Source organism: Variovorax sp. M-6 (genome assembly GCF_052114385.1).
Lineage (GTDB): Bacteria > Pseudomonadota > Gammaproteobacteria > Burkholderiales > Burkholderiaceae_C > Variovorax.
The window spans coordinates 109,907-123,414 of record NZ_JBFREQ010000009.1; the positions used below are offsets into that span (position 1 = coordinate 109,907).

A 13,508-nucleotide genomic window follows, 5' to 3' on the forward strand; every position below is an offset into this window, starting at 1 on the left:
TCAGGCAGGTTGACCCAGAGGGTTGGGATCGGCGGGCGCATGGCCCCGTATCAGGTGCCAGGGACTGGGGAAGTCGCCGGTCGTCGCCTCGATCAGCGCCGGCCGGCGGGAAGCGATGGCGTCGGCCAGCGCGCCGGCCAGGGCGGCCGGCGTGGCCACCCGCAGGCCGTCCACGCCGAAGGCCCGGGCCAGCACCATGAAATCGGGGTTGGTCAGTTCGGTCGCGTAGTCGCGCCCGAACTGCTTGCGCTGCAGCAGGCGCACATTGCCGAAGGCCTCGTTGTTGAAGACCACCACCACCACCGGCAACCGGTAGCGTCGCGTGGTCGCCAGTTCCTGCAGCGTCCAGCCGAACCCGCCGTCGCCGGCGATCGCCACCACGGCCCGGTCGGGATGCGCCACGGCGACACCCAGGGCGGTGCAGTAGGCATGTCCCAGCGTGCCCTGGTAGCCCGCGCCGATGAAGGTGCCCGGCTCGTGCACCGGGTAGCCCAGGTGCGCCGGATAGCCCACCTGCGTCAGGTCGCTGACCAGGAAGCCGTCGTCGGGAATGGCCTTGCGCAAGGCCTGCAGCCATTCGCGCTGCGGTGCGATGTCGCCCAGCTGCTCCTCGGTCCAGACCCGCAGCGCCTGCACCTCGCGCGTGCGGTCCGGCGGCGGCCCCTGCCGCGCATCGAGCGCGGCATCGAGCGCGTCGAGCGTGGCGCGGGCGTCGTCGTGGATCGCGACGGTCGGCTGCCGGGGGGCGCCCAGGTCGTGCGCATCCGCATTGACCAGGATCAGCTGCGCGCCGGGCCGCAGGCGCGGCGGCGCGCCCTGCGGATCGATGAAGCGGCTGCCCACGCAGAGCACCACGTCCGCATGCGGCAGCAAGGCGCGCGACGCCAGCCAGGTCAGGGCCATCGGATGGCGCGACGACAGCGCGCCGGTGCCGTTCTCCGTCACCAGCACCGGGATCTGCAGCCGCTGTGCCAGCCGCGCCAGCGACGCCGATGCCGCCGCGGCCAAGATTCCGCCGCCGGCGACGATCACCGGGCAACGCGCGCCACGCAGCAGTCGGGCGGCGCGCTCGATCAGGACCGGGTCGCAGGCGCTGCGGGCGGCATCCGGCGCGACCGGGGCCAGCGCCACCTCGTCCGAGCGCTGCAGGACGTCCTGCGGCAATTCGACCCCCACCGGCCGGGGCCTGCCCTCGCGCAGCTGCGCCATGGCGCAGCGCACCACCTGCGGCACGGCTTTCGGCGAATCGGCCATCCCGTGCCACTTGACCAGGCTCTTGAGGATGCCCGACTGGTCGGGCAGTTCATGCAGCACGCCCAGGCCGCGGCCGATCCTGTCGGACGGGATCTGCGCGGCCAGGAACAGCATGCGCGAGCTGCAGGCATAGCCGGTCGCCAGTCCGGCCAGCGCGTTGAGCATGCCCGGCCCGGGCACCACCATGCTCACGCCGGTGCGTCCGCTGGAGCGTGCATAGCCGTCCGCCATGTAGCTCGTGGCCTGCTCGTGCCGCGGGACGAACAGGCGCAGCGTGTCTTGCATGCCCGCCAGGGCATCGACGGCCCAGTCGAGCTGCACGCCCGGCACGCCGAAGATGTCGCGCACGCCCTCGCCGGCCAGCTGTTGCGCCAGGGCCTCGCCACCCGTCATCCGCGAGGCTGGCGCCGGCGCATCCGCTTCGTGTGTGGGGAGGGTCACGCGGGTTCCTTTTCCAGGGCCGAATCGATGGCACGGTGAATGGCCGCCGCGTCGCCGACCTGCTTCATCAACAGCAGCGTCAGGCGTGCCAGCACGGCGGGCGTCTGCGCGTCGCCGACGTCGGTCAGCGCATAGCAAAGCCGGGTGTAGACGTCGTCGAGTTCCTGGTCAGACATGGCATTCCTCCTGTTGCGCCGCCAGCGCGTGATCGATCGCCAGAGTCAGCGCGTCGCCGTCGGCGCGCCGCCATCGGCCCATGACATGGCCGTCCGGGCGCACCAGGTACAGACTGCCCGGCTGCGCGCCATAGAGCGGGAACAGGCGTCCCGTGGCGTCCACCGCGACGCCGGCGCGTCGGCCGGTGCGGGCGATGACGCCGGCCTTGAACGGGATGCGCCGCGCGATGCCGTCGAAGGCCCGGGCCAGCGCCTCGGGCAGCTCGCCGTCCTCGCTGAAGTAGAACGCGGTGAAATGCGGTCCCAGCAGGTCCGTCAGGAAGCCGGCCCGCCCGTCGTTCTCGAGCGGACATTCCCGCAGGATGTCGCCGGGCGCCGGCCCCGCCTCGAAGGCGGCGGACGCTTCGGGCGCGGCGTTCAGCGGCGACAGGTACAGCGGGATCGCCGCATGCTGGCGCGGATTCATCAGGCTCGTGATCCACGGATGGCGCTGGCTCAGCGACAGGACCGCGTCGCGCATCAGGCGAAACGGCGCCGACGGCGGCGCCATGAACTCCGCGCCCTTGGAGGCGAAGCGGTGGTTCTCGCGCGCGGCATGCACGCGTTCGCTGCTGTAGCTCTCGAGCAGGCCCGGCCCGGCCAGCCCCTTCAGCACGAAGGCGAGCTTCCAGGCCAGGTTGTTGGTGTCGTCGATGGCCGAGTTCATGCCGCGCACGCCGAAGATGGGCACCAGGTGCGCCGCATCTCCCGCGAACAGCACGCGCCCGTGCAGGTAGCTGTCGAGCGTCAGCGCGCTGGCGCGGTACAGGCTCATCCACACGGGCTTCCACGGGCGCTCGACACCCATCATCTTCAGGTGCCGGTCGACCTGGGCGAAGACGCGCTCGGGCTGCGTCTCCTCGGCTTCATCGTCCTCGTCGCCGAGCTGGTAGTCGAAGCGCAGCATGTTGCCGGGCTTCTTGTACATCAACAGGGTGCCGCCCGGCTTCGATGGCGGGTCGAACCAGCAGCGGCGCCCGACCGGCAGCCCTTCGGTGTCGATGCGGATGTCGATGATGACGTAGCGTCCCTCATGGCGCTTGCCTTCCATCCGCAGGTCCATCAGCTCCCGCACGGTGCTGCGCCCGCCGTCGCAGGCCACCACCCATTCGGCGTCGATCGCGTAGCCGCCCAGCGGCGTCTCGACTTCGAGCCGCGCACCGTCCTCGCCCTGCCGCAGTGCCTTCACGCGGGTCTGCCAGCGGATGTCGATCAGGCCCCGGCGTGCGGCGGCTTCGTTCGCCATGCAGTGCTCGACGTAGTTCTGCAGGTGGCTGATGGCGGGCGGGTATTTCTGGTTGGCGTCGTGCGGCATGTCGAAGCGGAACACTTCCTTGTCGCCGTAGTAGGTCCAGCCGGTGGACCAGCTATGGCCGGTTCGCATCACTTCATCGATCACGCCCAGCTGCTGCAGGATTTCCAGCGTGCGGCGGGTGAAGGCGCCGGCCCGGCTGCCGCTGCAGACCGTGTCGTCGGCTTCCAGCACCACCACCGGGATGCCGTGGTTGGCCAGTCCCAGCGCCAGGGCCAGGCCGGTCGGGCCGCCGCCGGCGATGACCACAGGGTGCCGCACGGAGTCGCGCCCCTCCACGAGATCCGCGGGCAGGCGTGCCTCGTGATGCTGGTACTCGAAGTATTCGTCAAAGGTGATTTCCATCGCGGAGCTTTTGCTGTGGGTGGCAAGGGGTCGGAGGCGATGGTATTTTGGAACGCGATTTCATTTTGTTAACGCAAACCCGAATGGTTGCGTGCCGCCAAACGCCCTACGCTTCGCCACAAAAATGAAACATCGTCCTGTTTTTTAAAGAGGTGACGGCGCATGCCCTATTTCATGCAACTCGGGGACATTCCCCGCAAGCGCTTCTCGCAGCACCGGCGCGATGACGGCAGGCTGTACGCGGCGGAGGTCATGGGCGAGGAAGGCTTTTCTTCCAACATGTCCCTGCTCTACCACCGCGCCACGCCGTCGGCCGTCGTGCAGGCCGGCGAGGTCGCCTGGCAGGCGCCCGAGCTGGTCGACAACCACCCGCTGCTGCCGCGCCTGCTGGGCACCCGCGCGCTCCAGGAGGCCGGCGACATGGTCGGCCAGCGCCATCTGCTGTGCGGCAACGCCGATGTGCTGGTGTCGTTCGCGGTGGCCGACCGGCCGTCGCCGCTGTACCGCAATGCCGCGGGCGACGAACTGCTCTTCGTGCACGACGGCGCGGCCCGGCTCGAGACAGTGTTCGGTGCGCTGGAGGTGGGACAGGGCGACTACGTCGTCATCCCCAAGGGAACCACGCACCGCTGGCTGCCGCAGGGCGGCCAGGCGCTGCGCGCGCTGGTGTTCGAGACCGACGGCCACATCCGCCCGCCCAAGCGCTACCTGACCGCGCAAGGCCAGTACAACCAGGAAGCGCCCTACTCCGAACTCGACCTGCGCCGCCCGTCGGCGCCGCTGCTTTGCGAAGGCACGGACGTCGAGGTGCTGGTGAAGACCCGCGCCGGACTGACCCGGTACATCTACCAGACCCATCCCTTCGACGTGGTGGGCTGGTTCGGCTGCAACTACCCCCACGCGCTGAACATTGCCGACTTCTCGCCGATCACGGGCAGCTTCCATCGGCCTCCGCCCGTGCACCAGGTGTTCGAATCGCGCAATTGCGTGTTCTGCAATTTCGTGCCGCGCATGATGGACTACGACCCGCGGGCGATGCCGATCCCGTCGTACCACCAGAACGTGGATTCGGACGAGCTGATCTTCTACGCCGAAGGCAACTTCTTCAGCCGCAAGGGCAGCGGCGTCGAGCGCGGCGCGCTGTCCCTGCACCCCGCGGGCCACATCCACGGCCCCCAGCCGGCCGCCTACGAAGGCGGGGCCTCGCGGGTCGGGCAGCGCACCGAGGAGTTCGCCGTCATGCTCGACACCTTCAAGCCCCTGCTGCTCGGACGCGCCGCGCTGGATGCGGCCCGGCCGGACTACTACCAGTCATGGAACGCGCGTTGAACACCACCACCCACCCCACCCGCGGCCCCGAGCTGCTGGCCGTCCCGATGCAGAGCGCGGGCGGCATGGATGTGCAGTCCGGCGTGGCACGCCGCGCCGGCGTGCTCTGGTGCACCCGCCATCGCGCCGCGGGCGTCGACGGCCCGCTGGCCGACACCGCGGTCGTGGTGGTGCATCCCTCCTCCAACTTCATGGGCCACTATGCGCTGGCGACGCTGGCCGACTGCGGCGTCGACGCGGTGGGCATGACCACGCGCTACATCGGCAACGAATCCATGCTGCTGCTGGAGCACTGCGTGGTCGACATCGGCTCCGTGATCCGGCACCTGCGCACCCAGGGCTACCGCCGCGTGATCCTGATCGGCAATTCCGGCGGCGGCGGCCTGGTCGCGCTCTATCAGAACCAGGCCGAACGGCCGACGATCAAGGCGCCGCCCGCGGGCGGCCCGCCCGACCTGACGCGGGCCGACCTGCCGCCCGCGGACGGCCTCGTCATGCTGATGGCCCACCCCGGGCGCAGCACCGTGCTGACCGAGAAGCTGGACCCGGCGGTGCTCGACGAGGCCGATCCCTTCCGGCGCGACCCGGCGCTGGACATGTTCAACCCGGCCAACGGCCCGCCGTACACGGACGGTTTCCTGGTGCGCTATCGCGCCGCCCAGGTGGCGCGCAACGAGCGCATCACGCAGTGGGCCCTCGACCGCCTGGAGGAACTGAAGGACAAGACCCAGGGACGGGTCGACGACCTGCCTTTCACGGTGCATGCCACCATGGCCGATCCGCGCAACCTCGACCTGTCGCTCGACCCGTCGGACCGCGCCGCGACCACCCAGTGGGGCGAGCCGTTCGTCGCCAACCTGATGCCGGCCTCCATCGGCCACTACACCTCGCTGCGCTCCTGGCTCTCTCAATGGAGCACGCGCTGCTCCAACGGCGATGGTCCCGAGCGCCTGCGCACGGTCAAGGCACCGGTGCATGTCATCTACGGCACGGCCGACCCGGGGTGCTACCCGGGGCACGCCAGGATGTTGTATGACGCGGTGCCACACGCAAACAAGGTGCTGACGCCGATCCAGGGCGCCAAGCACTACCTGTTCGACCAGCCCGCGCAGAAACTGGAATGCTGCCGGCTCATCGTCGACTGGTCGCTCGGCCTGCCGTGAGGCAGCGCGGGCGCGAGCCCGCGGCCTGAACCGGCCACCGTTCAAAGCTAAACTTGCCGCAGTCTCCGCGAACGTCCGGCACCGGGCTCCCCCTCTGGAATTTGAACGATGAGCAAGAAGCGTCCGGACGCCAAGCGGTCTGCGAACGATCAGGTCCGTGCACCCGGGCTCGGCTTCGCCGTCAGCACGCTGTCGCGCCGGATCGTCTGGAGCCTGGCCAAGAAGACGGCGGTGCACGGCGTCATGCCCGCGCAGTACCCGGTGCTGCGCTGCCTCAACGAGCTCAAGGTGTCGACGCAGATCGAGCTCTCGCGCCTGTGCGGCATCGAACAGCCCTCGATGGCCGTGACGCTCAACCGGATGGAAAAGAGCGGCCTGATCGCACGCCAGACCGACGACCACGACGCCCGCCGCAAGCTGGTGACGCTCACGCCGCACGGCGAGGCGATGCTCAAGCTCATGACGGAGCATGCCCACACCGTGTACGAGCAGGCCATCGAGGGCCTGAGCGACGCCGAGATCCAGAGCTTCCTGAGCATCTGCGCCCGGATGACGCAGAACCTCGAGAGCGGGCGCTAGGGCCTGTAGGCCCTAGTCGATCTTGATCCCGGCGTCGGTGACGACGCGGCGCCACTTCAGGTTCTCGTCGGCGAGGAACTTCTGCAGCGCCGCCGGCGTGCTGCCGGCCACGTCGAGACCCTGCACCACGCCCTTGGCGCGCACCGCGGGATCGGCCAGCACGGCATTCACCTGGACGGACAGCTTCCGGACGTCCTCCTGCTTCATCCCCTTGGGCGCGAAGAGCGCGATCCAGGTGACGGCGTCGTAGGCGGGAAAGCCGGACTCGGCCACCGTGGGCACATCGGGCAGCGCGGCCGAGCGCGCCGCGCCGGTGGTGGCGAGCGCCTTGATGCGGCCGGCGGCGATCAGCGGCAGCGAGGCCGTGAGGTCCATGAAGCCGAACTCGATGCGCCCGCCGACGATGTCCTGCAGCGCGCCGGGCGTTCCCTTGTAGGGCACGTTGCGGATGTCGATGCCGGCAACGCCCTTGAACATCTCCGCCGCGAGGTGGTGGCTGGTGCCCACGCCGTTGGTCGCATAGGAGAACTTGCCCGGTGCCGCACGGGAGCGGTCAACCAGCTGCTTCAGCGAGCTCACGCCCGACTCGGGGCTGGCGACGATCACCACCGGCGCCTGCGCCACCATCGAGATCGCCGCGAAGTCGGTCTCGGGGGCGTAGTCGAGGCCGCGGTAGAGCGTCGGGTTGATCGCCATCGCGCCGGTCACGCCGACCAGCAGCGTGTAGCCGTCGTCGGGCGACTTCGCCACATGGCCGGTCGCCAGGTTGCCCGAGGCGCCGGGCTTGTTCTCGACGATGAAGGGCTGGCCCATCTTTGCGCGCAGCTGCTCGGCCAGCAGGCGGGCGATGAAATCGGCCGAGCCGCCGGGGGGGAACGGCAGGACCAGCCGCACGGGCTTGTCGGGGTAGCCCTGCGCCGCCGCCGGCAGGGCCAGCAGCGCGGCCGCGGCCAGCGATACCGCGGCAAGGATCTTCAAGCGAATACGCACGTTCAGTTCTCCTTGGGTCTTCGCCGGGCCGGTGTTCAGGCCGCGACAGCGGTCGCCGGCGCGGGCGCCGGGTCGCGGAAATGAGGAATGATCTCCTGCGCGATGGCCGCCATGTTCGCACGGGTCATGTCGTCGGGCAGCGTTCCGAACTGGGTCTTGGTCAGCACCGTGCCGAAACCGGCGATCGCCTCGTACTCGGCCAGCTTCTCGCGCACGGTCGACGGACTGCCGACGATCACCACGCCGGCCTTCATCAGATCCTCGATGGTCTGCGGCTTCTTGTTGAAGCCGCCGGCGCGCGTGGCCTTGATGCGCTTCATGGCCTCGATGTTGGTGTAGCCCGGCGGCAGCAGCATCTCCATCGGCATCTTGAGCAGCGTGCCCACCAGCGCCTCCAGGTGCGGGCGCGCCTCGCGGATGGCCTTCTCGTCGGTGTCGGCGACGTAGATGCAGTTCGACCAGGCGAGCTGGTCGTTGCTGGCTTCGTAGCCGGCCTTGCGCGCTTCCTCCCGGTACATGTTGAAGAACTTGGCCACGGTCTCGATCGGGCTCAGGGTCTGGCAGTAGGTGTAGCGCAGGCCCGCGGCCCATTCGATGGTGCTGCTGGAACCCTGCGACGGCACCCACACCGGCGGATGCGGGTCCTGGTAGGGGCGCGGCCAGGTGTTGACGTACTTGAACTGGTAGTACTTGCCGTGATACGAGAACGGGCCCGGCTCGGTCCAGGCGCGGATGATGAGGTCGTGCGCCTCGGCGAAGCGCGCCTGCGACTCGGCCGGGTTGATCCCCATCGCGTGGTACTCGGCGCCGATGCCGCGCACGAAGCCGGCGATGAAGCGGCCGCGCGTGAGGTTGTCGAGCATCGCGAACTCTTCCGCCACGCTGAGCGGGTTGTTGAGCAGCGGCAGCGCGCGCCCGAGGATCGCAATCTTGGCGCGCTTGACGCTGCGCGCCAGCGCGCCGGCCAGCACGCCCGGCGTCGGCATCAGGCCGTAGGCGGTCTGGTGATGCTCGTTGAGGCAGACGCCGTCGAAGCCGAGGCGGTCGGCGTACTCCATCTGGTCGAGGTACTCGTGGTACAGCTCGGCGCCCAGCGCCGGATCGTAGTGGCTGTTGGAGAAAGTGACCCAGGCCGACTGGTTGCGTTCGATCGCCTCCAGGTCGGCGTGCCGGTACGGCATCAGGTGGAAGTTGAAGAACTTCATGCGAGGCTCCTGGCAGAGGATGTGAACTGTTCGATGGCCGAGGCGAGCTCGACCGGCTTCTCGATCTGCGGCGCATGGCCGCAGTCCGCGAGGGTGACGAGCTTCGCGCCCGGGACCTGCGCGGCCCAGGCTTCGCCGTAGGCCGGCGGCAGGATGCGGTCCTGCGCGCCCCAGACCACCAGCGTCGGCACGCCGATGCGGTGCAGCCACTTGGCCAGGTGCGGATCATGGCCGCGCGGCTGCCAGGTCAGGCGTGCCGTGACTTCCTTGTTCTTGATCGCGATCTCGTCCTGCTCGCCGCTGCGCGGCGCCTGCGCCAGCCGCTCGGCCAGCGCCTGGCTGTGGAAGGTGTCGCCGATCAGCTGTTCGTCGGTGCGCAGGAAGACGTCGACCACCGGCACGTCCTTCACGTGGATGCCCAGCGCGCTCACCAGCGTGAGCGAGGCCAGCGCCGCGCTGTGCCGCACGGCCATCTCGGCCGCGATCCAGCCGCCGAGGTCGACGCCGACCAGGTGCACCTTCTTCAGCCCTTCCCGCTCGATGAGTTCGAGATAGAAGTTCGCGAGGTCGGCGACGTTGTCGAGCCAGACTGGCGCGGCCGTGCCGCCGAAACCCGGATGCCGGGGCAGCAGGCAGCGGGCCTCGCGCGACAGCGCCTGCTGCAGGTCGGCCAGGCTGTCGCCGCCATCGGAACCGTGCAGCAGGAGAATGGTCGTCTCGCCGGCGCCCCGGCGCTCGACCTGGGTGTCGATGCCGTGGATGCGCACGGTCGTGGTGGTGGGGGGGGAATGGTCCATCAGGCGTTGCTCCTCGTTGCTGATCCAAAAGGGGTGTTGTTCAAAGCGCGTGCTCGGCGCTCTCGGGCTGGCGCGCGGCGGCGCGCCGCAGCAGTGCGAACTCGAGCACCTCGTGCGCCATCGTGGCGAGCTGGGCGCCTGCGAGCGGCGACAGGCAGCGTCCATCGGCCGCGAACGCGGGGTCGGTGCCGGCCACGCACACGCCCAGCGGCGTGGGCCAGCCGCGCAGCGCATGCACGACGTCGCGCATCGCGCCCAGCGTCATCACGGCGGCCTGCCAGCCGCTCGCGGTGGCCACGCAGCCGACGGCGCGGCCACTGAGATAGGGCCGGTCGTCGTCGCGCATGTGCTCGGTGTGGTCGAGCGCGTTCTTGATCACGCCCGACATGCCGCCGTGGTAGCCCGGCGAGCCGATCAGGACGCCATCGGCACGGCGAAGCTCCTGCAGCAGCCGCTCGACCGCGGGCGTGCGCACCGGGTTGTGCGGCGCAAAGAGAGGCAGGTCGAGGTCGTCGCCGCACAACAGCGCGGTGTCGGCATCGATGGACGCCAGCGCATGGCGCAATGCCCGCTCGGTGGAGGAACCGGGACGGGTCGTGCCACCGATCGCGACGATGTAGGGACGGTTTCTTTTCATGCGCATTGGCTCCTTGCGGTCCGGCGGCGCTCTCTCGCGCTCGGGATCTGGAAATTACATAGATGTCTATGTTTATAATTGAACCCGATCTCATCGGACACTGTCAAGCGAAGACAACCAGGGGTTTCACCATGAACGATGTCGCATCCATGCGCCGGCGCCTGAAGGCCATCGGGCGAGAGCTGTCGCCGGAGGCCGTCGCCGCCAGCGAAGCCCTGTGGGCCGAAGCGGTGCTGAGCGAACTGCCGCCGGCGGGACCGATCGAGCGCGAGCTGCCCTATGGCGAACACGAGCGACACCGGCTCGACCTGTTCCTGCCGCCGGGCCCGATGCAGGCAGGGGCGTTGCGGCCCGTGTGGCTCTTCGTTCACGGCGGCGGTTTCACCGGCGGCGACAAGCATCGGCCGGGCAGCCACCTGTACGACAACGTCGGGCGCTGGGCGGCCTCCGAGGGATGGGCCGCCATCACCATGAACTACCGCCTGGCGCCGGCGCACGGCTGGCCCGCGGCCGCGCAAGACATCGCACGCGCCATCGACTGGATCGGCCGCCACGGCGCGGAGCTGGGCATCGACACGTCGCGGATCCTGCTGGCCGGCCACTCGGCCGGCGCTGCGCACGCGGCCGGCTACATCGCGCAGCGCGATCTGCATGGCGCCGGCCACGCCGGGCTGCGCGGCGCCGTGCTGCTGTCGGGCATCTACGACATCGAGGCGATGGGCACGCGGCCCTCGGTGCAGTCGTACTTCGGCCGGGACCCCGCACGCCATGCGGCGCAGTCCTCGGTGAACGGACTGGCCGACACCCGGCTGCCGTTGCTGCTGACCGTGGCCGAGGAAGACCCCGACGGCTTCCATGCGCAGGCCCTGACGGTGCTCGAGCATGTCGCGGCCCGGCGGCAACGCCTGCCCGGCTTCTGCGTCGTGCCGGGCCACAACCATTTCACCCAGGTGTTCCATATCGGCAGCCGCGACCGCTGCCTGACCCCCCTGCTGTCGGCCTTCGCAGCAGCGAATCTGGGAGCTGGCGGGCCGCTTTAGGAACCTCGGCTTCTGGCAGACTCCGAAGTACCGCAGCGGAGCCGAAAGCAGAAAAATGCCCATGAAGAAAAGTTCGCAGGTCATCGCCGATCTGCTCGAGAAACCGGGCCATCTCATACGTCGGGCGCACCAGATGTCGGTGGCCATCTTCGAGACCAAGGCCGCGCCCTTCTCCATCACGGCGCCCCAGCATGTCGTGATGACGGCGCTCTTCAAGCATCCCGGCGTGGACCAGGTCACGCTCGCCGGACTGGTCGCGCTCGACAAGGTGACGACCGGCAGCATCGTCTCCCGCCTGGTCGACCGTGGCCTTGTGAGGCGCGAGCAGTCGGCGTTCGACGGGCGCGCGCGCGCCCTGTTCCTGAGCGACGAGGGCACGGCGCTGCTGGTGGAGATGCAGCAGATCGTCCGACAGGCACAGAAGACCCTGCTCGCGCGCCTCTCGCGCGAGGAGCAGAAGACACTGATGAACCTGCTGCGCCAGATGATGGGCGTGGAAGACGACCTCGGGCATCTTGCACGCCCGAAAAAGGGCGTGCACTTACGATCTGGCGTCAAGTAGGTACTGCCGGCCTTGACAGTCGACGGAGGGCTCACTACGCTCCATTTAGTAATTACACTTACCAATTGATTAAACCCGAAGAGGAGACAAGATGTCCAGTTTCAATCGCCGTGCGTTGCTCAAGGCCTCGGCGGCCGCAGCGGCCACCGGTCTTCCGGCATGGCACGCGATGGCCGCCGACGAGCAGCACCTGCGCATCCAGAGCAACGCGCTCAACTCGCTCGACCCGGCGCACCAGACCTCTGCGGGCGACGAGGGCCGCATCGCGATCCTGGTCAGCAATGCGCTCATGCGCTATGTGCCCGGCCCGAAGTTCGACCTCGTGCCGGACCTGGCGACCGGTTTCGAGGTGAGCGAGGGCGGCAAGGTCTACACCTTCAAGCTGCGCAAGGATGTGAAGTGGCACGGCGGCTTCGGCCCCTTCACCGCGCGCGACGTGAAGTGGTCGGTGGAACGCATCCTGAATCCCGAGACCAAGTCGCGCAACGCGGGCCAGCTGCAGGAAATCGCCACGGTCGACGTGCTGGACGACCACACGGTGAAGTTCACGCTCAAGGCGCCCTCGGCGGTGTTCCCGCACGCGATGGCGACCTTCCGCGGCGGCTTCCTGATGAGCGAGGCGGCGTCGAAGGCGCAGGGCGCCGACTACGGCAAGCAGATCATCGGCACCGGGCCCTTCATGGTGGAGAAGGCGGTGCTCGACCAGGAAGTCGTGCTGAAGCGAAACGACGAGTACTTCGGATCGAAGCCGAAGCTCGATCGCATCTCGTTCAAGATCATTCGCGAATCCAGCACCGCGACGCTGGCCTTCGATCGCGGCCAGCTCGACATCGTCGCCGTCAAGGAGCGCGAGAACATCGACCGCTACCTGCGCAATCCCAAGGCCGACGTGAAGGTGTCCGACGTCTCGACCGGGATCTTCCTCCTGACCTTCAACACCTCGAAGGCGCCCTTCGACCGCAAGGAGGTGCGCCAGGCCTTCCAGCACGCGATCGACAAGAAGGCCATCGTGCAGGCCGTGTACGCGCAGCGCGGCCGCGTCGTCGACACCGTGGTCCCGCCGGGCGTCGAGGGCTACACCGACAACGTGCGCCGCTACGAGCACGACCCGGCCAAGGCGCGCAAGATGCTCGCCGACGCCGGCGTGGCCAACCTCAGCTGCACGCTCACGATCCCCACCGACTACCAGCGCGAGGCCGTGATGCTGCAGGCCCAGCTCAAGGCATCGGGCGTGACGCTGGTGCTCAAGATGATCGACCGGCCGACCTGGTTCCGCGCGCTGGGCCAGGGCGAGCACGACATCATCTGGAACGCGCACTTCCGCGCGCCGACCGCGGACGCCTTCCTGTTCTCGAGCTACCACTCGAGCAACCAGCCGCCCAAGGGCACCAACTGCGCCTTCTATTCGGGCGTCGACGACCTCATCGACAAGGCGCGCGTGACCTTCGACGACAAGCAGCGCGCCGCCCTCTATACCGAGGCCCTCAAGCGGATTGCCGAAGACAGCCCCTCGATCCCGATCACGCTCGAACTCAACACGCACGTGGTGCAGAAGTACGTGAAGGGCCTGGGCCCGTACCGCGTGCCCGAGAACGCGCCGCTGGTCGAGACCGCCTTCATCCAGAAATAGCCCGCACTC

Annotated in this window: 13 protein-coding genes; 6 read left to right on the forward strand and 7 right to left on the reverse strand. The window is 68.9% G+C overall.

Annotation, left to right across the window (positions count from 1 at the left end; genetic code table 11):
• From AB4Z46_RS12750 to AB4Z46_RS12760, 3 genes are read right to left on the reverse strand one after another with little or no spacing between them, the layout of a single operon-like run.
• Positions 1–1,695, reverse strand: coding sequence for a thiamine pyrophosphate-dependent enzyme (locus AB4Z46_RS12750; RefSeq protein ID WP_442283858.1), 1,695 nt, complete (start codon positions 1,693–1,695; stop codon positions 1–3).
• The gene (locus AB4Z46_RS12755) at positions 1,692–1,871 is read right to left on the reverse strand and encodes a DUF2783 domain-containing protein (RefSeq protein WP_442283859.1); all 180 of its coding nucleotides are present in this window, start codon (positions 1,869–1,871) and stop codon (positions 1,692–1,694) included. The genes AB4Z46_RS12750 and AB4Z46_RS12755 overlap by 4 nt, the downstream gene beginning before the upstream one ends.
• Positions 1,864–3,567 (reverse strand): FAD-dependent monooxygenase, encoded by a 1,704-nt coding sequence (locus tag AB4Z46_RS12760; RefSeq protein WP_442283860.1) that lies wholly within the window; start codon positions 3,565–3,567, stop codon positions 1,864–1,866. The genes AB4Z46_RS12755 and AB4Z46_RS12760 overlap by 8 nt, the downstream gene beginning before the upstream one ends.
• Positions 3,568–3,729: 162 nt before the next feature.
• On the opposite strand from AB4Z46_RS12760, the gene AB4Z46_RS12765 reads away from it, so the two are divergent.
• From AB4Z46_RS12765 to AB4Z46_RS12775, 3 genes are all read left to right on the forward strand, one after another.
• Positions 3,730–4,896, forward strand: a complete 1,167-nt coding sequence (locus tag AB4Z46_RS12765) for a homogentisate 1,2-dioxygenase (RefSeq protein ID WP_442283861.1) — start codon at positions 3,730–3,732, stop codon at positions 4,894–4,896.
• The gene (locus AB4Z46_RS12770; protein WP_442283862.1) at positions 4,893–6,059 is read left to right on the forward strand and encodes an alpha/beta hydrolase; all 1,167 of its coding nucleotides are present in this window, start codon (positions 4,893–4,895) and stop codon (positions 6,057–6,059) included. The genes AB4Z46_RS12765 and AB4Z46_RS12770 overlap by 4 nt, the downstream gene beginning before the upstream one ends.
• A 108-nt stretch (positions 6,060–6,167) precedes the next feature.
• A complete protein-coding gene (locus tag AB4Z46_RS12775) occupies positions 6,168–6,638 on the forward strand; it encodes a MarR family winged helix-turn-helix transcriptional regulator (protein ID WP_442283863.1) in 471 nt (156 codons plus the stop codon).
• A gap of 12 nt (positions 6,639–6,650) precedes the next feature.
• Here AB4Z46_RS12775 and AB4Z46_RS12780 read toward each other — a convergent pair whose 3' ends face one another.
• The 4 genes from AB4Z46_RS12780 to AB4Z46_RS12795 are packed head-to-tail and all read right to left on the reverse strand — an operon-like array spanning position 6,651 to position 10,267.
• On the reverse strand, positions 6,651–7,628 hold the full coding sequence (locus AB4Z46_RS12780; RefSeq protein WP_442283864.1) for a Bug family tripartite tricarboxylate transporter substrate binding protein: 978 nt from the start codon (positions 7,626–7,628) through the stop codon (positions 6,651–6,653).
• Between the two features lie 35 nt (positions 7,629–7,663).
• A complete protein-coding gene (locus tag AB4Z46_RS12785; RefSeq protein ID WP_442283865.1) occupies positions 7,664–8,833 on the reverse strand; it encodes an LLM class flavin-dependent oxidoreductase in 1,170 nt (389 codons plus the stop codon).
• Positions 8,830–9,630 carry an alpha/beta fold hydrolase gene (locus AB4Z46_RS12790; protein ID WP_442283866.1) on the reverse strand — a complete coding sequence of 267 codons (801 nt, stop codon included), beginning with the start codon at positions 9,628–9,630 and terminating at the stop codon, positions 8,830–8,832. The genes AB4Z46_RS12785 and AB4Z46_RS12790 overlap by 4 nt, the downstream gene beginning before the upstream one ends.
• 40 nt (positions 9,631–9,670) lie before the next feature.
• Positions 9,671–10,267: an NADPH-dependent FMN reductase gene (locus tag AB4Z46_RS12795; RefSeq protein WP_442283867.1), complete on the reverse strand. Its 597-nt coding sequence runs from the start codon at positions 10,265–10,267 to the stop codon at positions 9,671–9,673.
• A gap of 131 nt (positions 10,268–10,398) precedes the next feature.
• On the opposite strand from AB4Z46_RS12795, the gene AB4Z46_RS12800 reads away from it, so the two are divergent.
• The 3 genes from AB4Z46_RS12800 to AB4Z46_RS12810 all read left to right on the forward strand — a co-directional run bounded on the left by AB4Z46_RS12800 (position 10,399) and on the right by AB4Z46_RS12810 (position 13,499).
• Positions 10,399–11,307, forward strand: coding sequence for an alpha/beta hydrolase (locus AB4Z46_RS12800; protein WP_442283868.1), 909 nt, complete (start codon positions 10,399–10,401; stop codon positions 11,305–11,307).
• Positions 11,308–11,368: 61 nt separating this feature from the next.
• A complete protein-coding gene (locus AB4Z46_RS12805; protein WP_442283869.1) occupies positions 11,369–11,869 on the forward strand; it encodes a MarR family winged helix-turn-helix transcriptional regulator in 501 nt (166 codons plus the stop codon).
• 91 nt (positions 11,870–11,960) lie between these two features.
• On the forward strand, positions 11,961–13,499 hold the full coding sequence (locus AB4Z46_RS12810) for an ABC transporter substrate-binding protein (protein WP_442283870.1): 1,539 nt from the start codon (positions 11,961–11,963) through the stop codon (positions 13,497–13,499).
• Positions 13,500–13,508: the final 9 nt, after the last annotated feature.

What these genes read in the sequence shown, in the direction of transcription:
- AB4Z46_RS12765 (WP_442283861.1), top strand. Translation starts at nt 3,730, where the DNA reads ATGCCCTATTTCATGCAACTCGGGGACATTCCCCGCAAGCGCTTCTCG.
- AB4Z46_RS12755 (WP_442283859.1), bottom strand. Translation starts at nt 1,871, where the DNA reads ATGTCTGACCAGGAACTCGACGACGTCTACACCCGGCTTTGCTATGCG.
- AB4Z46_RS12810 (WP_442283870.1), top strand. Translation starts at nt 11,961, where the DNA reads ATGTCCAGTTTCAATCGCCGTGCGTTGCTCAAGGCCTCGGCGGCCGCA.
- AB4Z46_RS12790 (WP_442283866.1), bottom strand. Translation starts at nt 9,630, where the DNA reads ATGGACCATTCCCCCCCCACCACCACGACCGTGCGCATCCACGGCATC.
- AB4Z46_RS12795 (WP_442283867.1), bottom strand. Translation starts at nt 10,267, where the DNA reads ATGAAAAGAAACCGTCCCTACATCGTCGCGATCGGTGGCACGACCCGT.
- AB4Z46_RS12760 (WP_442283860.1), bottom strand. Translation starts at nt 3,567, where the DNA reads ATGGAAATCACCTTTGACGAATACTTCGAGTACCAGCATCACGAGGCA.
- AB4Z46_RS12800 (WP_442283868.1), top strand. Translation starts at nt 10,399, where the DNA reads ATGAACGATGTCGCATCCATGCGCCGGCGCCTGAAGGCCATCGGGCGA.
- AB4Z46_RS12775 (WP_442283863.1), top strand. Translation starts at nt 6,168, where the DNA reads ATGAGCAAGAAGCGTCCGGACGCCAAGCGGTCTGCGAACGATCAGGTC.
- AB4Z46_RS12785 (WP_442283865.1), bottom strand. Translation starts at nt 8,833, where the DNA reads ATGAAGTTCTTCAACTTCCACCTGATGCCGTACCGGCACGCCGACCTG.
- AB4Z46_RS12805 (WP_442283869.1), top strand. Translation starts at nt 11,369, where the DNA reads ATGAAGAAAAGTTCGCAGGTCATCGCCGATCTGCTCGAGAAACCGGGC.